Source organism: Oceaniovalibus sp. ACAM 378 (assembly GCF_008085915.1).
Classification (GTDB): Bacteria; Pseudomonadota; Alphaproteobacteria; order Rhodobacterales; family Rhodobacteraceae; genus Oceaniglobus.
Window position 1 is genome coordinate 336,995 of the sequence record NZ_VSJK01000001.1, and the last position, 23,687, is coordinate 360,681.

A 23,687-nucleotide genomic window follows, 5' to 3' on the forward strand; every position below is an offset into this window, starting at 1 on the left:
ATCCTGACGCAATAAGAACGAGGTCATTCATGCGCTATTCCGGTCTGCGGATCATCAAGGAAGCCTTGACGGGGAACAAGGGCTGGAAACCTGCATGGCGTGATCCCGAACCGCAACCGGCCTATGACTTTGTCATCATCGGCGGCGGCGGGCATGGGTTGGCAACGGCATATTATCTGGCCAGCACCTTTGGCAAAAAACGCATCGCGGTGCTGGAAAAGGGCTGGATCGGCGGCGGCAACGTGGGCCGCAACACCACGATCATCCGCTCGAACTACCTGTTGGAAGGCAACGGGCCTTTCTACGAATACGCGCTGAAGCTGTGGGAGGGGCTGGAGCAGGAGTTGAACTATAACGCGATGGTCAGCCAACGCGGGATTCTCAACCTGATCCACACCGATGCACAGCGCACTGCCTTCACCCGGCGCGGGAATGCGATGATCCTGAACGGTGCAGACGCCGAAATGCTTGGCGTCGAACAGATCAGGGCGCGCTATCCGTTTCTGAACTTCAACGACGCGCGCTTTCCGATCAAGGGCGGTCTGGCCCAGCATCGCGGCGGGACCGTGCGCCATGATGCGGTTGCATGGGGCTATGCGAGGGGTGCCGACAATCTGGGGGTCGATATCATTCAGAATTGTGAGGTCACCGGTTTCCGCATTGAGAACGGTGTTTGCAAGGGTGTCGAAACATCGCGCGGTTTCATTGGCGCGGGCAAGGTGGCAAGTTGCGTCGCCGGGTCATCCTCGCGCCTGATGGCAAAGGCCGGCATGCGACTACCGATCGAAAGCACTGTGTTGCAGGCGTTTGTGACCGAGGGTCTGAAACCGGTTCTGCCGGGGGTCATCACCTTTGGTGCGGGGCACTTTTATTGCAGCCAGTCGGACAAGGGCGGGCTGGTTTTTGGCGGCGATCCCGATGGCTATAACACCTATGCACAGCGCGGCAATCTGCCCGTGGTCGAGGGTGTGATGGAAAGCGGCATGGCCCTGATCCCTGCATTGGGGCGGGCGCGCGTGCTACGGATGTGGGGCGGCCTCATGGACATGTCGATGGATGGTTCGCCGATCATCGACCGCACCGAGATTGAAGGGCTCTATTTCAACGGCGGCTGGTGTTATGGCGGCTTCAAGGCGACCCCGGCCTCGGGGATGTGCTATGCGCATCTGCTGGCCCGCGACATTCCGCATGAATACGCCACCGCCTATCGGTTCGACCGCTTCCGCCGCGGATATATGATCGATGAAAAAGGCGTGGGCGCACAGCCCAACCTGCATTGAGGAGCCTGAAAGAATGATCATCAATCACCCGCTTCTCGGCCCGCGCGACGCGCAAGAGTTCACCTATCTCGGAGATGCCTCACTGATCGACCGCCCCGATTGGGAAGCCGCTGATGCGCAGGAACAATTCTATGAATATGCCTATCTGCGCGATAATCCGGCGGGCGAACACCGCGAATTGTGGTTTCACGAGATCGGCGACCGCAGTTGGCTGGTCGTCACGCGCAACACGCTGACCCATGAAATCACCAGTGTTGAAATGGCCCGCGATGTGGCCCGCAGCAAAGGGCGCAGCAAATGATCCGGGCAGCTCAGGACAACCGGCTTGCCGGTGGCGCAATCGACCGGTCGCGGACCATTAGATTCACCTTTGACGGCAAAAGCTATGCAGGCCATCCCGGCGATACGCTGTCCTCGGCGCTCCTGGCCAATGGCGTGCGGCTGATGGGGCGTTCTTTCAAATATCACCGGCCGCGCGGCGTTTTGAGCGCGGGTAGCGAAGAGCCGAACGCGCTGGTCGAATTGCGCAGCGGTGCGCGGCAAGAACCGAACACCCGCGCGACCACTGCCGAGCTGTTCGACGGGCTGGTGGCGAAAAGCCAGAACCGGCTTCCGTCGCTGAAATTCGACGCAATGGCGATCAACGACAGGTTTTCAAATTTCCTGACCGCCGGGTTCTATTACAAGACCTTCATGTGGCCCGCTGCGTTCTGGGAAAAACTGTATGAACCGATCATTCGCAAGGCTGCGGGGCTTGGCTCACTTTCCCTGCAGGACGATCCCGATGGCTATGACAAGGGTTTCCTGCATTGCGACCTGCTGATCATCGGCGGTGGCCCTGCCGGGCTTGCCGCTGCGCTGCGCGCCGGGCGCGCGGGGGCAAGTGTGATCCTTGCGGATGAGGATTACATCTTTGGCGGGCGTCTGAACGCCGAGACCTTTGCCGTGGGCATGCAGACCGGTCAGGCATGGGCCGCTGCGACAATGGCGGAACTTCAGTCGCTGCCGAATGTGCGTTGCATGACCAGAACGACAATTGTCGGCGCCTTCGATCATGGGATTTACAGCGCAGTCGAACGTGTCAGTGACCATCTTGCCGTGACACCCGCTGGCAAGCCACGGCAGATCCTCTGGCGGATCTATTCCAAACGCGCGCTTCTGTGTGCCGGTGCCATCGAACGGCCCATCGCCTTTGAAAATAACGATCGCCCGGGCATCATGCTGGCGGGTTCCATGCGCGCCTATGCCAACCGCTGGGCGGTGACGGCAGCCAAGCGCGTTGCGATCTTCACCAACAACGATGACGGGCATCGCACAGCCGCCGATCTTTTGGCCAAGGGTGTCAAGGTGATGGCGGTAATCGACACGCGCGCCGATGCGCCGCGCATTGCCGATTGCGAACTGCTCCCGGATGCTCAAGTGACCGACACCACGGGGCGGCTGGGCTTGAGTTATATCCACGTGCGGCTTGGCGATGGCTCTGAGCGCAATATCGAATGCGGCGCTCTGGGCGTATCAGGCGGCTGGAACCCCAATGTCCACATGACCTGTCATCAACGCGGGCGCCCGGTCTGGAACGCTGAAATCGCCGCCTTTGTGCCGGGTGAGTCCGGCACGCCGGGCCTGACCGTGGCCGGTGCCGCCAATGGGGATTTTTCGACTGCCGCCGCCTTGCGAACCGGCAGCGATCAGGCTGCCGCCGCGTTGCGTGATCTGGACATCGACGCGCCCGCGCTCGATCTGCCGCAGGCTGAGGATGCACCGATCAACCTGCAGCCGTTCTGGTATGTTCAGGGCGGCAAGGGGCGCGCCTGGCTGGATCAGCAGAACGATGTGACCGTCAAGGATGTGACGCTTGCGCATCAGGAAAACTTCCGCTCGGTCGAACATCTCAAACGTTACACCACGCTTGGCATGGCCACCGATCAGGGCAAGACCTCCAACATGGGCGGCCTTGCCATCATGGCGGAACTGGCCGGAAAATCGATCCCCGAGGTCGGCACGACGATGTTCCGTCCACCCTATACCCCCGTGCCGATTGGCACATTTGGCGGGCGGGCGCGTGGCAAGAACTTTCACCCCACCCGTGAAACCCCCAGCCACCGGTTTTCCGTCGAGCATAACGCCAGTTTCGTCGAAGTCGGCAACTGGCTGCGGGCGCAATGGTTTACCCAACCCGGCGAGGTCCATTGGCGCGAAAGTGTCGACCGGGAGGTGCGCGCGGTGCGTGGATCGGTCGGCGTGTGCGATGTCACCACTCTGGGCAAGATCGACGTGCAAGGGACCGATGCGGCCGGGTTTCTGAACAAGGTCTATGCCAATGGATTTGCCAAACTGGCCGTCGGCAAGACCCGCTATGGTCTGATGCTGCGCGAAGACGGCATGGCGATGGATGACGGCACTGCCGCGCGTCTGAGCGAGGATCATTTCGTAATGACCACCACCACCGCCAATGCCGTGGGTGTTTACCGACACCTGGAGTTCGTCCGCCAGTGCCTGTTCCCCGATATGGATGTGCAACTGATCTCGACCACCGAGGCATGGGCGCAATACGCCGTCGCCGGTCCGAATTCGCGCAAGCTGTTGCAAAAGATCGTCGATCCGGATGTCGACATTACGAACGAAGGGTTCGAATTCATGGCCTGCCGCGAGATTACGGTCTGCGGCGGTCTGCGCGCCCGGCTGTTCCGCATCTCGTTCTCTGGCGAGCTGGCCTATGAGATCGCCGTGCCAACCCGATATGGCGATGCAATGTTCCGCCGGATCATGGAGGCCGGTCGCGAATTCGATGTGGTTCCCTATGGCACCGAGGCGTTGGGTGTCATGCGTATCGAAAAGGGCCATGCGGCAGGCAGTGAGTTGAACGGAACGAGTACCGCGCTGAACCTTGGCATGGGGCGCATGGTGTCCAGAACGAAGGACAGTATCGGATCAACCCTGTCCCAGCGCGAGGGGCTGAATAAGCCGGATGCGTTGATGCTGGTCGGGTTCAAACCGGTCGATAGCACGCATAAAGTCACCGCGGGCGGGCATCTGATGACCAAGGGAACGCCGGTGGATGCGAAACACGATCAGGGATATGTCACCTCTGCCGCCTTTTCCCCCAGCCTCAATTCATCCATCGGACTCGGGTTTCTTCGGGACGGTGGCAATCGGTTTGGTGAAATCCTGACCCTCACGACGCCCCTGACCGGGGCGGATGTCGACGTCGAAGTCGTCAGCGCCCATTTTGTCGATCCAAAAGGAGACCGGCTCCGTGCATGATCTGATCCCAATCACCCCGCTTGGCCGCACCACCGCGCAGATCGACAGGTTCAAGGGATTGCAGATATCGGAATGTCCCGACTGGGCACTGGCATCCCTCGCGGCGCGGCGCAATCGCGAGGGTGACACGGCGACGGCGGCCGAAAAATTCCTTGGCATCCCCCTGCCTGATGTCGCTACTTGTGCCACCGCGGGGGCTTTCACCGCCTTCTGGACCGGGCCGCAGCAATGGATGATCGAGGCGCCCCATGACCGTCACGAAGATCTGGCCGCACAGCTGAAAGCCGCCGTCGGCGACGCCGCGTCGATCACTGAACAAACCGACGGCTGGTGCCGTTTCGATTTGCAGGGCGAACGCTGCCATGACGTGCTGGAACGGCTGTGCAATGCCGACACCCGCGTGATGGCACAGGGTCAGGTCACGCGGACGCGGCTGGAACATCTGGGGTGTTTTCTGATCTGCCGCACCAAGAACAGCCATTTCAGCGTTATCGGCCCACGGTCGTCGGCAGGCTCGCTTTACCACGCGCTCACCGTTGCAGCGACCAGCGTCGTCTGAGCCGGTCGGATCAAAGGGTTCTGCGTGACGTCGCCCGTCGGCGACGCGCGGAATTGACACAAGAGGATGGCGATTTTACTGATTGCACGCAGCAGCCTGATCACCGTTGCGAGACAGGCCATGGACCCCGGAAAAATCAGACTGCAAGGTCGTTGATTTATTCCCGCTATTCATCAATTATTACCGTGATGGGTCTTGCCAAGGAACTTTTGCGCCTCTCCGCTCTGCGGTTGCTGCATTTTTCACCAAAGCTTATGGCGCCCGCAAAGATCGCAGGTAAGGGCTTAACAGGATGAATCAGGAAAAACGCTCGCCCGGGGCAACGTCAAAGGTGCCTGAACAGGAGCCGTTCAAGGTCAGGGGCGCCCGCGAGAAAGTGCTGGAAGTCGCAATCGGCAAAGAGCTTCGCGCGTTTCGCACCCAGCAAAAGATGACGGTCTTTGCCCTTGCCGAGGCGACCGGGCTTTCCATCGGGATGTTGTCAAAGATCGAAAACGGCAACACGTCGCCGTCGCTTACAACCCTGCAGGCGCTTTCCCATGCCCTGAGCGTGCCTCTGACCGCGTTCTTTCGCGGGTTTGAGGAAAGCCGGTGTGCGGTGCTGACCCGGGCCGGTGAAGGTGCAGAGACCGCGCGCCGTGGCACAAGGGCGGGACATCAGTATCATCTGCTGGGCCATATCGGCTCCAACGCCAGCGGCGTGGTGGTCGAGCCCTATCTGATCACGCTGACCGAGGTCCCCGACGTCTATCCGGTTTTCCAACACGACGGTATTGAAACGATGTATATGCTGGAAGGCGAAGTCGACTATCGTCATGGCAACAAAGTGTTTTCGCTCAGACCGGGCGATACGCTGCACTTCGATGCCGATGCCCCGCACGGACCCGAAGTCATGGTCAAACTTCCGATCCGCTATCTCTCGGTCATCGCCTCGCCTCAATCGAACTGAACCGCCGCCGCGTCAGATCTGCGGCGGAGGTTCGGTACTTTCCCCTGGGTCAGGCACCGTCATCCTTGCGGGTGCTGTGCGCTTCGAACAGACGACCCTGCAACAGGAAAAAGCCAAAAATCGCGAGGGTCAGGCCGAAGGTCTTGAAATTCACCCAAGCGCCGGTCGACATCGTGCGCCAGATCACCTCGTTCGCCAAGGCCAGCGCAAAGAAGAACGCCGTGAACCGCCGGGTCAGGATCATCCAGCCCTCAGGCGTCAGAGGGATCATCTCGTCCATCACGATCCGCAGATAGGATTTCCCACGCAACAGACCAAAGCCCAGAATGCCGCCGAAGATCAAATAGATCAGCGTCGGCTTCATCTTGAAGAACCGTTCGTCGTTGAACCAGACGGTCAGCCCGCCGAACACGACGACCAGCACCAGCGTGACCAGTTGCATCTTGCTCACCTTGCCGGTCAGCCGCCAAAGCGCCAAGGTGGACAGGGCGATCAGCGGCACAAAAGCCGCTGTAACCACGATAAATCCGGAATATTCGGTGCCTGAAAACGTGAATGTCCGGTCACGCAGCCAAAGATAGCCGATGAAGAACAGCACGATCGGCCCCATCTCAAGCGCCGTTTTCACCCAAGGGGCGATGGGTTTTTCAGTCATGTCATTCTCCGTTTCAGCCGCTGAACTCAACTATCACAGCGCCCAGCGCGATCAATGCCATGAGCGCCATTCTGCGCGGCCCGACCGTTTCACCGAGCACAAGCCAGCCGATCAGCGCCGCGAACACGGTCGAGGTTTCGCGCAGCACCGCCGCCTCGCCGACCTTATCAAGCCGGGTTGCCATCATGATCGAACCAAAGCTGCCAAATGCGATGAACGCGCCCAGAAATCCGCGCTTCAACAAAGGTGCCAAGGGGGGCGGCGCGTCCATGCGGCGCCAGCGAACATAGGCGATCACCGGAAAGTCGACCGCTGTAATAACAAAAAACCATGCGAGAAAGGTAAACGGGTTCGGTGTGGCGCGAATGCCCATGGCGTCCCAGGTGGTATAGACCGCCACCAGTCCCCCGGTCGCCAAAGCGATCCAAAGCGCCGGCACCAATGATTCGCGCTGCACCTCGATGAAGATCAGATTATATACCGCGAGCCCAAAAATTCCGACCAGCAGGACCGCCACCCCCACCCACTGCATCGGCGCGAAGGTTTCGCCAAAGATCGCCCAGGCGCCGATCACGGTGAACAGCGGCCCGGTGCCGCGCACCACCGGGTAAACCACGGTGAACGCCCCCCGGGAATAGGCCAGCGCCATCCCAACCTTATAGACGAAATGGATCGCAAGCGCGCCCAGAAGCAGGCCCCACTGTGACCCCTCGGGCCAGGGCACGACGAACAGAGCAACCGGAAGCGCAAGCCAGAACATGAACAGATCGACCGCGCCACGCGTCAACCAGGGATCATGCGCCCCCTTCTGCAATGCGCCGAAAACCGCGTGCAGGAACGCCGCCGACAAGGCCAGGATCAACGCCGCGCGGTGCCCCGCCTCGGTGCCTTCCAGCGACAAAAGCCAATCGCTCATCCCTGTGATGCCATCACAGGGCCCTGGCGGTCAGGGCTGCGGCGAATTCTTCGGGGTCGAAGGGCGACAGGTCGTCGATCTGTTCGCCCACACCGATCGCATGGATCGGCAACCCGAACCGGTCAGCCAGCGCAACCAGAACACCGCCACGCGCCGTTCCGTCCAGCTTGGTCATCACCAGCCCGCTGACATCGGCGAGCTTTTGAAATATTTCAACTTGTTGCAAGGCGTTCTGCCCGGTGGTCGCATCCAGCACCAGCAAGGTGTTATGCGGCGCAGTCGGATCTTTCTTGCGGATGACGCGAATGATCTTCGACAGTTCCTCCATCAGATCGGCGCGGTTGTGCAGCCGCCCTGCGGTATCGATCAGCAACAGATCGGCACCGGTTTCTGCGGCCTTGGTCATCGCGTCAAAGGCCAGCGACGCCGGGTCCGAGCCTTCGGGGGCCGTCAGCACCGGCACGCCAGCGCGTTCGCCCCAGACCTGAAGCTGTTCGACGGCGGCGGCGCGAAACGTATCGCCCGCCGCAATCACCACGGTCTTACCCGCGGCGCGGAACTGCGACGCCAGCTTGCCGATGGTCGTCGTCTTGCCGGATCCGTTGACCCCCACAACCAGAACCACTTGCGGGCGGTTCGGGTACAGCGGCATGGGCCGGGCCACAGGCTCCATGATGCGGGCAATCTCATCGGCCAGAAGGGCGCGAATTTCGCCCGAGGACACACGTTTGCCAAAGCGGCCTTCGGCCAGGTTGGCGGTGACGCGGGCGGCGGTCGACACCCCCATGTCGGCGGCGATCAGCAACTCTTCAAGCTGTTCCAGCATATCGTCGTCAAGGGCGCGGCGCATGACCGGCGCATCGGGCGTTTTGCGCCCAGCCAGCCTGTCCAACAGACCCGGTCGGGCCACAGTGGTGGTTGGCTTGGGGTCGGAAACAGGTTCAGGCTCGGGTGGTATCGGCGCGGCGGGCAGCGGTATCGATTCGGGATCAGCCCCGCGCGGCGGCGCCGCCAGTTCGGGCGTGATCGCCGGTTCGGGCGCAACCTCAGGCTCGGCCGTGCCGCCATCGTCGACGATGGCATCCACGCCCTGCTCCAGCCGCGACGAACTTTTGAACAGCCGGTCCTTCAGCTTGTTGAAGAATGACATCGCCCGCCCCCTTGCCTTGCATCATATCCAGTTAGGGCAAGTCGCGCCGGGATGGAAGGGCAGCGGATTTGTAACCGGTCCAATGCAGCCCTATACCGACGCGATGACAGAGCAGAACAGCATAACAGAGCAGAATGCCCTGAACGCGGCAATCACCGCGGCGCTGGCCCGCAATCCGGCCCGCGTTCAGCGGCTGACCCATGACGGACAGGTTCTGTGGATCAAGCGCCGCGAGACTCTGCGCGGGTTGCGTCGGCTGCAAAAAGGCAACCCGTCAACCGCCTTTGCATCCGAGCGTTCGGCCCTGCACCGGCTTGCCGAACGGGACGCCCCCGTGCCGCCGATCCTTGCCGAAGGTGACAATTTCTTTGCCATACCCGACAGCGGGCGCCCGCTGTCCACGTTGTTGACGGATGGCACCCGCGCCCTGCCCGATCAGATGACCGCCTTTACCGCCGCCGGGCGGGCGCTGGCCGGGTTGCACGGCATGGGGCTCAGTCACGGGCGCCCGTCGCTCAAGGATGTCTGCTGGGACGGCGCGCGGATCACCTTCATTGATCTCGAACGGTATGCCGACCATCGCAACACCCCTAAAGGTCACGCAATGGACGTGATCATGTTCGTGTTCAACGGTCTGGCCGTGGGGCGCGGAATGACGCCCGAGATGCAGACGGCCATCGCAGCCTATCGGGCCAGCGATTCCGCCGGGATCTGGCAACTCGCGCAACGCTGGTGCCGCCGTATGCGCTGGATCGATTGGGTGACAAAACCCGCCCAATGGCAAAAAGACGGAAAGGCAAATGAGTTCAAGGCAATACCTGTCACCCTTGCCACGTTTTCGGCGCCCTAGTCTGCAAGCAGGAAAGAGCCAAAGGACAGATGGAGAGTTTTTACCGCTATCCTCAGCGACGCCATCACCGGTCGAACACCGGATTTGGACAGCCAGGGTCATGATCCGGTCAGAATTTCGTGCTAAGTCATCGGGATGAAAACGCTGTCTGCGACATATCTCTTTGCGCTGGCCACGCTGACGCCGGTTTTACCCCTGCTGCTCGGTGCGCTGTTGGGCGGGCCTGCGGTATGGGTAGGGCTGGTCACAATGACCCTGCTGGTCAGCGCGATGGACCGGATTGTCGCAGCCGTGCCCACAGTTGATCAAGAGTTCCCATCTGGTGAAACCCTTTCTCTCGGGTTGTTTGGGGCGCATATCCTTTTGTTGTCGGCCGCGGTCTTCGGGCTGGGGCACGCAACCCTGACGGCGGCGGAACATGCCGGGATCTTTGCCGGGGTCGGGCTGTGGCTCGGTCAGGTCGGCAATTCGAATGCCCACGAGCTGATTCACCGTCCCGACCGGTTGCAGTTCCGGCTGGGGCGCTGGCTGTTCGTTTCGCTGCTGTTCGGGCACCACACGTCTGCCCACACGCGGGTGCATCACCGGTACGTCGGCAGTGATCTTGACCCCAACACCGCGCGATTGGGCGAATCATTTCCCGCCTTTGCAATCCGCGCTTGGATCGGGTCGTTCCGTTCGGGATATACAGCCGAATCCGCCCTGCGGCGCGACATGCCCCGGCACCGCGCCCTGCTGTCCAACCCCTATGTTCTCTATTGCATCGGCGCGCTGGCCTGTCTGGGTCTGGCTTTTGCAATCGGCGGCTGGGCTGGCCTGCTGTGGTATGTCGCCCTGTGCGGATTTGCGCAAATGCAACTGCTGCTATCGGATTATGTGCAGCATTACGGATTGAAACGTCGCGAAATTGCCCCCGGCCGGCTCGAGCCGGTGGGCCTGGCCCACAGCTGGAACGCGCCGCATGCCTGGTCAGGCGCGCTGATGCTGAATGCGCCGCGCCATTCCGATCACCACATGAACCCCGCCAAACCCTATCCGTCTCTGGAACTGTCCGGCGCCTTGCCAATGTTGCCCCGCGCCCTGCCCGTCATGGCCGTTATTGCGCTTTGGCCGCCGCTTTGGCGCCGGGTGATGGACCGACGCGTGGCAAAATGGGCCGAGGCGTCCCGGCACAAGACTGCCGCCTGACAGGGATGTGACACGCGGGCTCTTTCATGCCGCGCGCTCCTGTGCCAACCTTCCCCGATGAACGCCAAGATGACCCTTGCCGCCCTTTTGACCATCGGCCTGTTGACCACCGGCCTGCCCGCCCATGCGCAAACCGCCATGAGTGCGGTGGAATTTGACGGCTATACCCAGGGAAAAACGCTGTATTTCAATTCCGGTGGCGTGTCCTACGGGGTCGAGGAATACCTGCCCAACCGCCGCGTACGCTGGGCGTTTCTGGACGGCGAGTGCAAGGAAGGCTCCTGGTACGCATCGGGCGAACAAATCTGTTTCGAATACGACGACGGCACCGGCCCGCAATGCTGGACCTTTTTTCAAAGCGCGGACGGGCTGCGGGCGCGGTTTCAGGACGATGAACCGGGTGGTGAATTGTACGAGGCAAAACAAAGCAGTGAACCCATGCTGTGCCTCGGCCCGAAAATTGGCGTCTGACTCAGGCTTCTTCTTTGTAAAAATACTCCCGCCGGCAATCGCCCTTAAAGTTATTAAGGTCAGTCGCTTAGGTGTTCAGCCTCGGCATTTGGCGGATTGAGTTCAGGGTGAACCATTCGGGTTCAGTTGCCGATTGTTTGCAGATGAACTCGTAGGGCGTGAGGCCTTTGAGGGTCTTGAGCCTTCGCCCGAAGCTGCATGCGGTGAGGAAATTAGCGAGATTGGCACGAAACTGTTCGTGGTCGTCATAATGGAAACGTTTGACGATTGCCTCTTTGATCGTGCGGTTCACGCGTTCGACCTGGCCGCCACTCGGGAAAACGAGCCGCCCGATCGTTTTCTGATCCTCGTTACGCCAGGGATGTTTGATCTTGATATACCGGTGGTCGATCTGACGCTCGCCGCAGACCCGGTCGAAGATGTGTTCCAAGGCGTGAAGGTGCCCTTCGCGGTTGGTGGACTGGATTCCATTATCGGTCAGCACGATGTGGATCCAGTAAGGCACGGCAGCGATCAAGTTGCGTAGAAACGCGGTGGCAGCCATTTTCCCGGCTTTCGCGTACAACTCAACGTAAGCGAATTTAGTGGTGCTGCCGATCAAAGCGCGCGAACCGGTTGAAGATTTTGGTGTGGGACGGCACGGGCATGATCTACATGGTGTTGGAGCAGGGCAACTTGGCTTGGCCAAAGGTGCAGGACGGATCGATGCGGCTGTCACGGGCGCCGCTCGAAGCTCTATTTGAAGGGTTGGGTTGGCGGCGTATGATGGCGCAGCGGGGCGCTCTATCCTCTGCGGGACAGAACTTGATCTAATCATTATATCCAGCCGAGCGCGATAGCCTTTACTATCAAAAGTCGCCATCCGGGGAACCTCGGCAATGTGGTGCTTTGTCAGCAAGGCCGCCATACGGTTAGTGCGTTCGGTCCAAGCTTCGTTTGGTGGATAATACGGTGCAATTTTGTTCACATGGTTGGATCAACCGCGCACGTCTGCATGACCTTAATGCTCTGCACTGGTGCTGCGCGTGCGGACGCTGTGAAATTGGGCTGGAGTAACATAAACGGGGAGCGCTTGCTCTGCCGACGGCAAAAACTGAGGATCACGGTGGTGTTCTCATCGCCATCCCTTTCCACCCCGTACTTCGCGCGGCGTTGGACGACTGCCCGACCAAAGGATTTACTTTCCTTGCAACAATAGCTGGAAAAAGTCGCTCAGCGAACGAACTCGGAAACTGAATGCGAGGCTGGTGCGACGCAGCCGATCTCCCAAAATGCACCTCTCATGGCTTGAGAAAAGCCTTTGCAAGACGTTTTGCGGAGGCCAGCGCTTCTCCTCATGAGATCATGGCCGTCACTGGCCATGCTACCTTGGCAGAGGTGACTCGCTATGCAAGGGACGCAAATCGCTCGATGCTTGACGATAAAGCTATCACGAGGCTGGGATAGAACTAAAGCCGAACGAGAATTGACGACAAAAATCTTAGGTTCGCCAAGTCACCTCACAAAGCCCTGAAAACAAAGGAACGAATATGATGGTGGCGGAGACGAAGGGATTCGAACCCTCGAGACCCTTCCGGGCCTACTCCCTTAGCAGGGGAGCGCCTTCGACCACTCGGCCACATCTCCACCGACGCGTATATCCAAGCAAACATAGTGATTGCAAGGCGAAAGAGCCCCTTTTTCAGATTTTCCCGTAGAGGACAAAATCCTTTCAAAATGGCATTGAGAGGACCCGAATGGCACTGGGTTCGGGAAACATTTGAACAGCCCCAGGAATGCTGTGCGGTCCATGCTGGTGAACTGGCTGTCGTGGTCCGAGTAGATCAGCACCTCGCCAGATGGCCATGAGTAACCCACACAATACGACGTTGGTTGTGCGCCAGCTTTGCGTGGACCATCCGACCACACGGCGAGAATTGAGGTCGATGACCACGTTCAGGTAGGCAAAGTCCGTGCGACGCCGACAAGGTATCGGGCGGTTTATGGTGCGCCGTGACGCGGGTGGCGAAACCCTGATGGACGAGGAGGGATATGGCTTTGCCCCGTGTATGATGGCGAAATCTGAGGACGGAATTTGCACCGTCCCAGCGGCGAAGTTAACAATCGAAACTGAATTTATGCGTCAATTTTGGCCAAGAGCAAGCTACGCGGCATGGAGATGCGCCGGTGGTACGAACAGATCATCCGCCGATTGTTTTCCAACGAAGGCAAAAACGATTACTCTTGCCAGAGATTGTCAAAGTCGACGCGTCGTTGTGTTACGCCGTGTCTAAGTCTTGGTAGTCAGCTTTGTGCAGCAGAACGTGGCTTTCCGGGCCTTAACCCTCACATGGTCCGGCATGATCTCGGACGCGTGCAGGCTGTGTCACGTCGCCCGGCCACGTTCATCGAGCCACGTTGCGAGCCATCTGAGACATTGATTGCTCAACATTATCCGCCGGGGCGTGGACCCTATGGACATGTCTCGCAAGCTCTCTTCCCATTCGATGATAACTGTAGGACATTGAGCGCCTTGACCCGCCCCCGCACCAAAGGAGTGAGACTGATTACCTCCCGCGAATTTTCGTCGACGATCCTGCTGTTCGGGAAATCGCCGTGACGATCCTTTCCTTCATTGTTCACCTCACCGGGGCAACGATGCTGCTGCTTTATGCAGTACGCATGGTGCGCACGGGAATCGAGCGGGCGTTTGGCGCGTCGTTTCGCCGTGTGATGACCCGGAGTTCGAACGTCGTGCGGGCGTCCTTTACGGGTCTGGTCCTGGCGGTCATCCTGCAAAGCTCGGCTGCTGTCGGACTTTTGGTTGCCGGGTTTGCGGGCACCGGGGCGCTGGCTTTCGGTCCGGGGCTGGCGATGACGCTTGGGGCGGATCTTGGCTCGGCACTGCTGATTCAGATCCTGTCATTCCCGCTGGATTGGCTGGTTCCGCTGTTGCTGGCGGTGGGCGGGGTGACGTTCATCCGCTCGACGGGCCGCAATGCAAAACAAACCGGGCGGATCATCCTTGGGGTGGCTTTCATCCTTATCTCTCTGCGCTTTCTACGCGAGACGATGGACCCGATCCGAGACAGTGATTTCCTGCCTGCCGTGGCAGGTTACCTTGCGCAGGATTATGTGACGGCCTTCATCGTTGGGGCCGTGCTTGCGCTGGTCATGCACTCATCGCTTGCCGTGGTGCTGATGTGTGTCACGTTGGTCGGGTTGCAGGCCTTTCCGGTGACGGCGGGCGTGTCGCTGGTGCTGGGGGCAAATCTGGGATCGGCGGTCATTCCCGTCTGGCTCAGCCGATCGATGCCGCCGGTTGGCAGGCGTGTCCCCCTTGCCAATTTGCTCATCCGCGGAAGCTGGGCGATCATTGCAGTGGTTCTGGTGAACACCTTTGCGGTTCTGCCCTGGCTGACCACAGGTGGCGCGGGGCAGACGCTGGTAAATGTGCATATCGCCTTCAACCTGATGCAACTTGCCGCGCTGCCGCTATGTGGGCTCCTTCAGGCTCCGCTGGCCCGGTTCTTGCCGGATGTCACGTCGATGGACACCGATACGCCGCTGATCCATCGCAGCGTTCTGGACAACAATCCGCCCGACTCTCCGGCGCTTGCCCTTGCGGCGCTCAAGCGTGAAGTCATGCGAATGAGCCAGATCGTCGAAGGCATGATGCTGCCGGTGATGGATCTTTATACGACCTTCGACAAAAACCGGGCCGTTGCGCTGCGCAGCGAAGAAGCGGCGGTGAACCGCGCGCTTGACAGTATCCGACACTATGTCACCACGATTCCCCCTGCGGAAATGCGTAGGCGAGATCACAAGCAAGCGCGCGAGTTGACCGAATACGCCATCGCGCTGGAATCGGCGGGCGACATCATCGTCAAGACGCTGCTGCCGCTTGCGCAGGAAAAAGAGTCCCGAAACATCCGGTTTTCGAATGCCGGACAGGACGAACTTGTGGCGATGCATGAACGGATTCTCGACAACCTGAAATTGGCGTCCAATGTGCTGGTTTCCGATGATCTGGCCAGCGCCCGTCTGCTGCTTGAAGAAAAGGCGGAAATGGCCAAGATGGAACGCAACAGCCGCAAAAAACACCTCAGACGGCTAAGCGACGGTACGGTAAACAGTTTCGAATCCAGCGATATCCATCTTGAAACAAGCCGTTCTTTCAGAGAGTTCAACAGCTTGGTGGCATCGGTTGCTTACCCCATCCTGTATCGGGGTGGGCAGCTGCTTGAAACACGCCTGATCGAGACGTTGCCAACCGGAGACGACGCCGAATAGTTCGCAGGATCTTTTTCAGCGCCAAATGCAGAGCAAACGAATGCCCACTTTCGGCCGTTGTGGCGGGAAGACAAAGAACAGTTGCAAGCACATGGCAATCGCTCCTACGCTATGTGGGAAATCGATCAGGGGGAAATGTCAGATGATGATCAGAAATATGTTGTTAAGCGGTGTTGCGGTCATGGCGACGGCAGCCCCGGCACTGGCGCAGACCGAAGTGGACTTCTGGCACGCCTTTACCGGTCGCTTGGGCGAACTGGTGGCCGAGCAGGTTGAAACCTTCAACGCATCGCAATCCGACTATAAGGTGACTGCATCGCACAAGGGGAACTATTCCGAGACGTTGAATGCCGGGATCGCGGCGTTCCGTGCCGGCGAACAGCCTGATATCCTGATGGTGTTCGAAGTTGGCACCGCCACGATGATGGCCGCCAAAGGCGCGATCAAGCCGGTCTATGAAGTGATGGCCGACGCAGGCGCCGACTTCAATCCGGACGATTACATCTCCTCGATCAACGGATATTATACCACCAGCGACGGGAAAATGCTGTCGTTGCCGTATAACGCTTCGACACCGGTGCTGTGGGTCAACCGTGATGCGCTTTCGGGTGCGGGCATCGACCCCGATGTCGATCTGACGACATGGGAACAGGTCGGCGACGTGTTGGGCGACCTCAAAGAGGCCGGACATTCCTGCCCGCTGGTCACCGCATGGCAAAGCTGGATCCAGCTGGAAAACCTGTCCGCCTATCACAACGTCCCGTTCGCCACCAAATCCAATGGTTTTGGCGGGTTCGATACGGAGCTGGAGATAAACGGCCCGCTTCAGGTCAAGCATATCCAGACCATGGGTGAATGGGCCAAGGACGGCAAATTCGTCTACACCGGACGGCGCAACGAAAGCGGCGCAAACTTCCGCAGCGGCGAATGTGCGCTCTTTACAGAAAGCTCGGCAGGCTATGCCGGGATCAAGGACGAAGCACAGTTTGAATTCGACGTGCGTCCCCTGCCCTATTGGTCGGATGTCGAGGGCGCGCCGCAGAACACCATCATCGGTGGCGCATCGCTCTGGGTCATGGCCGGACAGTCGGATGAGGAATACAAAGGCGTTGCCGAATTCCTCAACTTCCTCAGCTCGCCCGAGATTCAGGCGAAGTGGCATCAGGACACCGGCTATCTTCCAAGCACGCAGGCGGCTGCCGATCTGACAGCGGAACAAGGGTTCTACGAAGCGAACCCCGGCACGGATATTGCCGTCAAGCAGATGACAGCCAAAGCACCGACCGAAAATTCCAAGGGCATTCGTCTGGGATCTTACGACCAGATCCGCACCATCATCGATGAAGAGCTCGAGGCGGTCTGGACCGGTGACAAGGATGCGCAGGCCGCACTGGATTCGGCGAAGAAGCGGGGCGATGAATTGCTGCGCCGCTTCGAACAAGCCAACCGCTAAGGACAAAGCCACGCCCCGGTCCTGATCGGGGCGTGGTCTGATCGATGGAAAAGCGCGTCACCTTCAAAGGCCTCTGGTTGCCTCTGCTGCTGGTCTTGCCGCAGTTGGTGGTGACGGCTGTCTTTTTCTTTTACCCCGCCGGGCAGGCGGTCTGGCAATCGCTGTTCATTCCCGACCCGTTCGGGCTGTCGATGAAATATGTCGGCTTGGGGAACTTCGAATACCTGCTGTCCAATTCCTATTATCGCGCATCGTTTATCACTACCGCCGTGTTCTCGATTCTGGTGACCGTGGTGTCGATGGGCGTCGCGCTTTACCTCGCAGTGCTGGCGGACCGGCTGATCAAAGGGTCGGGCGTCTATCGCACATTGCTGATCTGGCCCTATGCGGTGGCCCCGGCTGTCGCGGGGGTGCTGTGGCTGTTCATGTTCAACACCCGCGTTGGCGTGGTCACATGGTATCTGGGACAGCTTGGCTATGACTGGAACCATGTGCTGAACGGCGATGAGGCGATGGGCCTTGTCGTGGTCGCTTCGGCATGGGGGCGGATCAGCTATAACTTTCTGTTTTTCCTTGCCGGGTTACAGGCGATTCCGCGTAGCGTGATCGAAGCCGCCGCAATCGACGGCGCGCGGTTCTGGACCCGGTTTCGCACCATCGTCTGGCCCCTGCTGTCGCCGGTCACGTTTTTCCTGCTAGTCGTGAACATCGTTTACGCGTTCTTCGAAACCTTCGGCGTGATCCACACCATCACCAGCGGCGGGCCGCAGCAATCAACGACGATCCTTGTCTATAAAGTGTTTTCGGACGGGTTCGTCGGGCAGGATCTTGGGTCTTCCGCCGCGCAGTCGGTGATCCTGTTGGTGATCGTCGGTTTCCTGACCATCGTGCAATTCAAATTCATCGAACGACGGGTGCACTACTGATGGCCGGTTCCTCGGGTATGGTCGAGCGACGTGGTCTTGGCCACTGGATGACCCATTTGGGGCTGATCATCGGGCTGCTCTTCATCTTCTTCCCAATCTGGCTGGCCTTCGTCGCCTCGACCGTGACGCAGCCCGAGATTGTCCGCCCGCCGATGCCGCTTTTGCCGGGTGACCAGTTCTTCACGAACTATCGCAAGGCACTGGTGGCTGGCGTCAATGCGCCGGTGGCGATGATGATGATGAACTCGATGATCATGGCCTTGGGCATTGCCTTGGGCAAGATCGTGATCTCACTGCTTTCGGCCTTTGCCATCGTGTATTTCAAGTTTCCCGGGCGGCGGCTGTTCTTTTGGCTAATTTTCATGACACTGATGTTGCCTGTCGAGGTGCGCATCGTGCCGACCTATCAGGTGGCGGCGAATTTCGGCATGCTCAACAGTTATTCCGGCCTGATCTTCCCCCTTATCGCTTCGGCCACGGCGACCTTCCTGTTCCGCCAGTTCTTCATGACTGTGCCCGATGAACTCGCCGAGGCGGCGCGCGTCGATGGTGCAGGGCCGATGCGGTTCTTCTGGGACATCCTGCTGCCGATGAGCCGGACCAACATCGCGGCGCTGTTTGTGATCCTGTTCATCTATGGCTGGAACCAATACCTCTGGCCGCTGCTGATCACCACGGACCCGTCGATGAACACCATCGTCATGGGCATCAAGCAAATGTTTCCCTCGGGCGACGATACGGCGGATTGGCCGGTGATCATGGCGACATCGATCCTTGCGATGATCCCGCCCGTCATCGTCGTGATCAGCATGCAAAAGCTGTTCATCCGCGGCCTTGTAGACAGCGAGAAATAATCAATGGCGACAGTCACCCTCAAGGATATCAAAAAGTCCTTTGGCAAAACCCAGGTGATCCACGGCATCGACGTGGATATAAAGGACGGCGAATTCATCGTGATCGTCGGCCCGTCCGGCTGTGGTAAATCAACCTTGCTGCGGATGGTGGCAGGACTGGAAACCGTAACCAGCGGCGAGGTTCAGATCGGAGGAGAGCGCGTCAACGACCGCGAACCGATGGAACGTGACATCGCGATGGTGTTCCAGAACTATGCACTTTACCCGCATATGTCGGTGTTCGAAAACATGGCCTATGGCCTGAAAATCGCGGGCAAACCCAAGGCCGAGATTGCCGAGCGGGTGAATGAGGCAGCGAAACTGCTGCAACTGGAACCCTACCTGAAACGCCGCCCCCGTGAACTCTCAGGCGGTCAGCGACAGCGCGTCGCCATGGGGCGGGCCATCGTGCGCAAGCCTTCGGTTTTTCTGTTCGACGAACCATTGTCCAACCTCGATGCGAAACTGCGCGTGCAGATGCGGCTGGAGATCAAGCAATTGCAGCGTCGTCTGGGGGTCACATCGCTTTACGTGACCCATGATCAGGTCGAGGCAATGACGCTGGCCGACCGGATGATCGTGATGAACGCCGGACGCGCCGATCAGATTGGTGCGCCGCTTGAGGTCTATGCCAATCCACAGACCGAATTTGTCGCGGGCTTTATCGGCTCACCGCCAATGAACTTCCTTGCCGCCGATCTGTCGCAAGACCCACCCAGCCGGGCAGCGAAACTGGGCATCCGGCCCGAAAACCTGCGGGTCGTCGCGTCGCCTGCACGGATCACCGGCAAGGTGGTCTATACCGAAGCCTTGGGCGCTGAAACGCTGGTCCATATCGACCTGCCGAAAGGGCCGCAAATCACCGTTCGCCAAGACGCCAGCGCGCCCCTTCCCGTTGAGGGCGACGCGGTGCATCTGGACTGGGCCGGAGCTGACCAGATTTTCTTTGACGCCGAGGGCCTGCGCGTTTGACGAGGCGGAACCGGGAATGCCCCGATCGCTTGAACGGACAGAGGCAATCGGGACTATTAGCTCAGCTGAGCTTTGCCACATTCCCGGGCCGATCGCGCCGGACAGGACAGCATTGCGCAAAACCTGCACCGGGAATTTCAAGTGGCCCGCGCCCTGCCCCCGCAAAACGGTAAAACTGACACGCCAGACGGTTTTTCAGCCTTCCTGACGCCCGGCCAGCGCGCGGATCACCCGGTCGGCCATTCCGGCGCAGCGCGCGCCATCGAATGGAAAAATCCCCGAGAACCCGCCCGAGATATTCTTTTGCAACTCCGAACGTAAAAGACGCCGGGCCCGGAACAACCGGGTTTTCACCGTGACAACATTGATATTAAGCAGTGCTGCCACCTGCCGCGTTGTCATCTCCTGAACATCGCGCAGCACATAGGTGAGGCGGAAAGGTTCAGGCAGTGCGTCGATTGCCGCTTCAAGAAACTTGCGTACTTCTGCACGGCCAAGCTCGGATTCGGGGTTTGAGGGTGAGAATGTCATTGGATCGGAAAATTCTCCATCCAGGCGATTGCGCGTCCCTTCACGATATTCGGCAAGATCGACAACCGGGCGTTGGCGGCGCAGGCGGCCATAGGCCTCGTTCATCACGATCCGGGTCAACCAGGTGGAAAATGCCGCCTCGCCGCGAAACGACTCAAGCTTGGTGAAGGCGGTCACATAGGCGGCCTGCACCGCGCCCTCGGCTTCTGCGTCATTGCGCAGGATGCCCCGTGCGATACGGAACAGTTTCTGATTGTTGTCCCGCACCAGCACACGAACGGCGGCATCACTGCCACCGCGCGCCTGCGTCACCAACTCGGCCTCGCTGAGCGCCGTGCATGGGTTGCGGAGTGGATCCGGGTCAGATCGCATGTCAGTTGTCCTTTTGGATGCGGCCCTGTTTCAAAATGTCCGCAATCAGTGGAAACCCATCAAGAATCTCATCGGGCAGATCGCCATCGGGATAATCGTTGAACCCGGTCTGATCCGGACCTGCCACGATGATCCGCCCGACCATACCCGACATTTCATGGGGAATGCAGTAATAGTCATAGACCCCGGGCACCTCGAACGTCACTTCAAAGCTTTCGTCCGGCAGCAGGTAATCGCTGTCGAAAGCCGCCGCACCTTCCGGAATACGGCGCGGGTGCTCGTCGTTCTGTGGCGCATAGGCCGTGGCGGTGTGCGCGTTGCTTTTGTCACGGTTGGTCCAGCGGACGGTCTGCCCCGGTTGGATCAGCACGCCGTAGGGATCAAACCAGACTTTCGAGCCATCGGGTCGGCCCGACATGGTGATCTCGACCACCGAGCCGCCAATGGCCAGCCCGGGCGAGAGGGAGAAAGCGGCAGCCAGGCTGCCGCCCCCCCAGAGGAAACCTCTGCGTTGCATCTTACTCGGCCACGCTGGCTTCATCGGCGGCAGGCACATGCCAAAGCACGATATGCTGGTGCGGCTCTTCAACACCGGGGTGGCCCGCGTTGAAATAGACATCCACGTGATCGACATTGCCGCCCGGCGCGGACAGGTCGTTGAAACTGGTATCGGCATTCATCTGCGAAATCGGGATCATATAGACCGTGCTGACCAGCCGGCCATCATGGTCATAGGCCACGAAGGGACCGGCGGGCAGTGTTGCCGGATCAACGAACAACTCGCCGATGCCGGGCAGAAAATCGGGCAGTTTCACCAGATCGCTCACCTTTTGAAATGGCGCTTCGGGGGGATTGGTCGCGACGGTATCCGAAGCCCCCTGCGCAAAGGCTGCGCCGCCCGCAACAAGGGCCGAAGCCGCAAAAGCGGTCAGAAAACGGGTCATCTTGTAGTCCTCTCTTGTATCCAGAGACATGCCCAAATCGGCGTGTCTGAAGCATTGGATGCAAGGGGAGCAGAAAGGTTCCCGGTTTCTTCAAAGTTTCGTCTGCCATGCGTCCCAATCTCAGGACAACACTGGAACCGGACTGCGACGGGGAATTGTTTCCTTGCATTGTCCGGGAAAAGGCCGGAAATCGGGGCAATGCCCGACTCGGGGAAATCTTGCCGCCATGACCCACACGGAAACCCAGGATTTCGACGCCGCTCGAGATTTCTTTCTCGGCGAACCGGATCTGGGGCGTACCGTCGTGCTTTACGGCGATTACACATCCAACGCCTGCCGCCGACTTCGCGATATTCTGCGAAGGATCGCCGACCGCCGCAATGGCAGGATCGTCTATATCTATCGTCAGCACCCCGCACCCGGAAATGCCGATGCAGAACGGGCGGCGCGGGCCGCCATTGCCGCAGGGCGTCAGGGAAAGTTCTGGGAGATGCATCAGGTGCTGTTTCGCCGAGGCGCGAGGTTCACGGCAGAGGACATTGCAAACCTTGCCGAAGAAATCGAACTGGATGTCACGCAATTCTCGGGTGACCTGTCATCGGACCGGGTTGAAACGCACCTGAGGCAGGACCGGGATCTGGCCGAACAGGCAAATGTCCTGCACACGCCAGCCCTGTTCATCGCAGGAGAGCCGTATTTCGGCGCCTGGGATGAATTGTCGATCATCGACGCGATCGAGCGCCCGCTGGGGTTTCGCGTCGAGCGGGCAAGTCAGCGGTTCTTTGGCTGGGCGGCGTCGGGCGGCCTGCTGCTGATCCTCGCAACCCTTGCCGCGTTGATCGTGGCAAATACCGGCCTTCATGACGTCTATGAACACCTGCGCCAGACCGTGTTCGCGCTCGAGTTCGGTGACGCCCGGTTTGCGTTATCGGTCGAGGCGTGGATCAACGACTGCCTGATGACGATATTTTTCCTGATCGTCGGGATCGAGATCAAACGCGAGGTCGTGTCGGGCGAGTTATCGGATCTATCAAGTGCGATGCTGCCGATCATTGGTGCCGCCGGTGGCATGGTGGCCCCTGCGCTGATCTATACTGCTTTCAACTTTGGCGGTCCGGCTGCCCATGGCTGGGGCGTTCCGATGGCGACGGACATCGCGTTTACATTGGGGCTGATGGCGGTGCTGGGGCGGCAGGTGCCAAACTCGCTCAAGATATTCGTCGCGGCGCTGGCGATTGCCGATGATCTTGGCGCCATTGTCGTGATCGCGCTGTTTTACGGACATGGGCTGAGTGTCGCGCCGATGCTGGGTGCGCTTGGCTGTATCGCGGTGATGTTCCTGCTTGGGCGGGTGCGGGTCTATGCGCTGCTGCCCTATCTGATCCTCGGGTTCATTCTGTGGATGTTCGTTCATGCATCGGGCCTGCACGCGACATTGGCAGGGGTTCTGACGGCGATGCTTATTCCCGCACGCCGTCCCGCCAATGTCACTGAAGTGGCGGCACAGGCCACCGCAATCGCCGAAGCGGTCGAGCCTGAGGGTGACACCGCCCGCGAAAACATCGCGGAATTTACCCTTGGCGCATTGGAGAACGCGATCACAAGGTTGCGTGAACCCGGATATCACCTGCAACATGCGCTGGAGAATTGGACCAATTTCCTGATCCTGCCGCTGTTTGCGTTCTTCAACACCGGGGTGCTGCTGATCGGTTCAACCTTCACCCCGCTCGCCCCCGAAGCCATGGGCGTGATGCTGGGCCTTGTGATTGGCAAGCCGCTTGGCATTGTCCTGGCCTGTTGGGTGGCGATCCGTCTGGGCTGGGCACAACTCTCGTCCGAGGTCAGCTGGCAACAGTTCATTGGCGCGGGGTTCCTTGCCGGTGTCGGGTTTACCATGTCGATTTTCATTGGATCGGCAGCGTTTGAAGGACCACAACTCGACACGATCAAACTTGCCATTCTGCTCGGCTCGATCTTCTCGGCGGTTATCGGCATGACAATCCTCGTTCTTACCGGGCGACCCATCATACACGGCACGTGAC

General features: G+C 59.6%; 22 protein-coding genes, 1 tRNA gene and 1 pseudogene. 16 read left to right on the plus strand and 8 right to left on the minus strand.

Going from position 1 to position 23,687, the window contains the following annotated elements; genetic code table 11:
• Positions 1 to 29 precede the first annotated feature (29 nt).
• The 5 genes from FQ320_RS01495 to FQ320_RS01515 all read left to right on the plus strand — a co-directional run bounded on the left by FQ320_RS01495 (position 30) and on the right by FQ320_RS01515 (position 6,052).
• Positions 30 to 1,280 (plus strand): sarcosine oxidase subunit beta family protein, encoded by a 1,251-nt coding sequence (locus tag FQ320_RS01495; RefSeq protein ID WP_148469297.1) that lies wholly within the window; start codon positions 30 to 32, stop codon positions 1,278 to 1,280.
• Between the two features lie 13 nt (positions 1,281 to 1,293).
• On the plus strand, positions 1,294 to 1,581 hold the full coding sequence (locus FQ320_RS01500) for a sarcosine oxidase subunit delta (protein ID WP_148469299.1): 288 nt from the start codon (positions 1,294 to 1,296) through the stop codon (positions 1,579 to 1,581).
• On the plus strand, positions 1,578 to 4,544 hold the full coding sequence (locus FQ320_RS01505) for a sarcosine oxidase subunit alpha family protein (protein ID WP_148469301.1): 2,967 nt from the start codon (positions 1,578 to 1,580) through the stop codon (positions 4,542 to 4,544). Before FQ320_RS01500 ends, FQ320_RS01505 begins: the two co-directional genes overlap by 4 nt.
• Positions 4,537 to 5,103: a sarcosine oxidase subunit gamma gene (locus FQ320_RS01510; RefSeq protein ID WP_148469303.1), complete on the plus strand. Its 567-nt coding sequence runs from the start codon at positions 4,537 to 4,539 to the stop codon at positions 5,101 to 5,103. Before FQ320_RS01505 ends, FQ320_RS01510 begins: the two co-directional genes overlap by 8 nt.
• 292 nt (positions 5,104 to 5,395) lie before the next feature.
• Positions 5,396 to 6,052, plus strand: coding sequence for an XRE family transcriptional regulator (locus FQ320_RS01515; RefSeq protein ID WP_148469305.1), 657 nt, complete (start codon positions 5,396 to 5,398; stop codon positions 6,050 to 6,052).
• Between the two features lie 49 nt (positions 6,053 to 6,101).
• On the opposite strand, the gene FQ320_RS01520 is transcribed toward FQ320_RS01515, so the two are convergent.
• From FQ320_RS01520 to ftsY, 3 genes are read right to left on the minus strand one after another with little or no spacing between them, the layout of a single operon-like run.
• Positions 6,102 to 6,707, minus strand: coding sequence for an inner membrane-spanning protein YciB (locus FQ320_RS01520; protein WP_148469307.1), 606 nt, complete (start codon positions 6,705 to 6,707; stop codon positions 6,102 to 6,104).
• A gap of 13 nt (positions 6,708 to 6,720) precedes the next feature.
• On the minus strand, positions 6,721 to 7,623 hold the full coding sequence (locus tag FQ320_RS01525) for a DMT family transporter (RefSeq protein ID WP_148469309.1): 903 nt from the start codon (positions 7,621 to 7,623) through the stop codon (positions 6,721 to 6,723).
• Between the two features lie 13 nt (positions 7,624 to 7,636).
• On the minus strand, positions 7,637 to 8,773 hold the full coding sequence (gene ftsY / locus FQ320_RS01530) for a signal recognition particle-docking protein FtsY (RefSeq protein WP_148469311.1): 1,137 nt from the start codon (positions 8,771 to 8,773) through the stop codon (positions 7,637 to 7,639).
• 82 nt (positions 8,774 to 8,855) lie between these two features.
• Here ftsY and FQ320_RS01535 point away from each other — a divergent pair, with 82 nt between their 5' ends.
• The 3 genes from FQ320_RS01535 (at position 8,856) to FQ320_RS01545 (ending at position 11,282) form a co-directional block, all read left to right on the plus strand.
• A complete protein-coding gene (locus tag FQ320_RS01535) occupies positions 8,856 to 9,623 on the plus strand; it encodes a hypothetical protein (protein WP_148469313.1) in 768 nt (255 codons plus the stop codon).
• Positions 9,624 to 9,758: 135 nt separating this feature from the next.
• On the plus strand, positions 9,759 to 10,811 hold the full coding sequence (locus FQ320_RS01540) for an alkane 1-monooxygenase (RefSeq protein ID WP_148469315.1): 1,053 nt from the start codon (positions 9,759 to 9,761) through the stop codon (positions 10,809 to 10,811).
• Positions 10,812 to 10,880: 69 nt separating this feature from the next.
• Positions 10,881 to 11,282 (plus strand): hypothetical protein, encoded by a 402-nt coding sequence (locus FQ320_RS01545; protein ID WP_148469317.1) that lies wholly within the window; start codon positions 10,881 to 10,883, stop codon positions 11,280 to 11,282.
• 67 nt (positions 11,283 to 11,349) lie between these two features.
• Here the strand turns inward: FQ320_RS01545 and FQ320_RS01550 are convergent.
• A pseudogene (locus FQ320_RS01550) lies at positions 11,350 to 11,880 on the minus strand (IS481 family transposase); the annotation flags it as partial.
• A gap of 17 nt (positions 11,881 to 11,897) precedes the next feature.
• Between FQ320_RS01550 and tnpB the strand changes: the two are divergent.
• Positions 11,898 to 12,095, plus strand: coding sequence for an IS66 family insertion sequence element accessory protein TnpB (tnpB, locus tag FQ320_RS01555; protein WP_148469321.1), 198 nt, complete (start codon positions 11,898 to 11,900; stop codon positions 12,093 to 12,095).
• Between the two features lie 423 nt (positions 12,096 to 12,518).
• Positions 12,519 to 12,728 carry a tyrosine-type recombinase/integrase gene (locus FQ320_RS26810; protein WP_148469323.1) on the plus strand — a complete coding sequence of 70 codons (210 nt, stop codon included), beginning with the start codon at positions 12,519 to 12,521 and terminating at the stop codon, positions 12,726 to 12,728.
• 90 nt (positions 12,729 to 12,818) lie between these two features.
• On the opposite strand, the gene FQ320_RS01565 is transcribed toward FQ320_RS26810, so the two are convergent.
• Positions 12,819 to 12,908: transfer RNA gene (locus FQ320_RS01565), tRNA-Ser, on the minus strand.
• Positions 12,909 to 13,877: 969 nt separating this feature from the next.
• Here FQ320_RS01565 and FQ320_RS01575 point away from each other — a divergent pair.
• From FQ320_RS01575 to ugpC, 5 genes are all read left to right on the plus strand, one after another.
• Positions 13,878 to 15,554 (plus strand): Na/Pi cotransporter family protein, encoded by a 1,677-nt coding sequence (locus FQ320_RS01575; protein ID WP_148469325.1) that lies wholly within the window; start codon positions 13,878 to 13,880, stop codon positions 15,552 to 15,554.
• Positions 15,555 to 15,699: 145 nt separating this feature from the next.
• On the plus strand, positions 15,700 to 17,007 hold the full coding sequence (gene ugpB / locus FQ320_RS01580; protein ID WP_148469527.1) for a sn-glycerol-3-phosphate ABC transporter substrate-binding protein UgpB: 1,308 nt from the start codon (positions 15,700 to 15,702) through the stop codon (positions 17,005 to 17,007).
• A 44-nt stretch (positions 17,008 to 17,051) separates the two neighbouring features.
• Positions 17,052 to 17,933, plus strand: a complete 882-nt coding sequence (ugpA, locus tag FQ320_RS01585) for a sn-glycerol-3-phosphate ABC transporter permease UgpA (RefSeq protein WP_148469327.1) — start codon at positions 17,052 to 17,054, stop codon at positions 17,931 to 17,933.
• A gap of 17 nt (positions 17,934 to 17,950) precedes the next feature.
• The gene (ugpE, locus tag FQ320_RS01590) at positions 17,951 to 18,787 is read left to right on the plus strand and encodes a sn-glycerol-3-phosphate ABC transporter permease UgpE (protein ID WP_148469529.1); all 837 of its coding nucleotides are present in this window, start codon (positions 17,951 to 17,953) and stop codon (positions 18,785 to 18,787) included.
• A 3-nt stretch (positions 18,788 to 18,790) separates the two neighbouring features.
• Positions 18,791 to 19,798, plus strand: coding sequence for a sn-glycerol-3-phosphate ABC transporter ATP-binding protein UgpC (ugpC, locus tag FQ320_RS01595; protein ID WP_148469329.1), 1,008 nt, complete (start codon positions 18,791 to 18,793; stop codon positions 19,796 to 19,798).
• 195 nt (positions 19,799 to 19,993) lie between these two features.
• On the opposite strand, the gene FQ320_RS01600 is transcribed toward ugpC, so the two are convergent.
• From FQ320_RS01600 to FQ320_RS01610, 3 genes are read right to left on the minus strand one after another with little or no spacing between them, the layout of a single operon-like run.
• A complete protein-coding gene (locus FQ320_RS01600; protein WP_148469331.1) occupies positions 19,994 to 20,701 on the minus strand; it encodes an RNA polymerase sigma factor in 708 nt (235 codons plus the stop codon).
• A gap of 1 nt (position 20,702) precedes the next feature.
• The gene (locus tag FQ320_RS01605; protein ID WP_222861555.1) at positions 20,703 to 21,218 is read right to left on the minus strand and encodes a plastocyanin/azurin family copper-binding protein; all 516 of its coding nucleotides are present in this window, start codon (positions 21,216 to 21,218) and stop codon (positions 20,703 to 20,705) included.
• Between the two features lies 1 nt (position 21,219).
• Positions 21,220 to 21,645 carry a DUF5602 domain-containing protein gene (locus FQ320_RS01610; RefSeq protein ID WP_148469333.1) on the minus strand — a complete coding sequence of 142 codons (426 nt, stop codon included), beginning with the start codon at positions 21,643 to 21,645 and terminating at the stop codon, positions 21,220 to 21,222.
• Positions 21,646 to 21,871: 226 nt separating this feature from the next.
• Between FQ320_RS01610 and nhaA the strand changes: the two genes are divergently transcribed.
• On the plus strand, positions 21,872 to 23,686 hold the full coding sequence (nhaA, locus tag FQ320_RS01615) for a Na+/H+ antiporter NhaA (protein ID WP_187393734.1): 1,815 nt from the start codon (positions 21,872 to 21,874) through the stop codon (positions 23,684 to 23,686).
• Position 23,687: the final 1 nt, after the last annotated feature.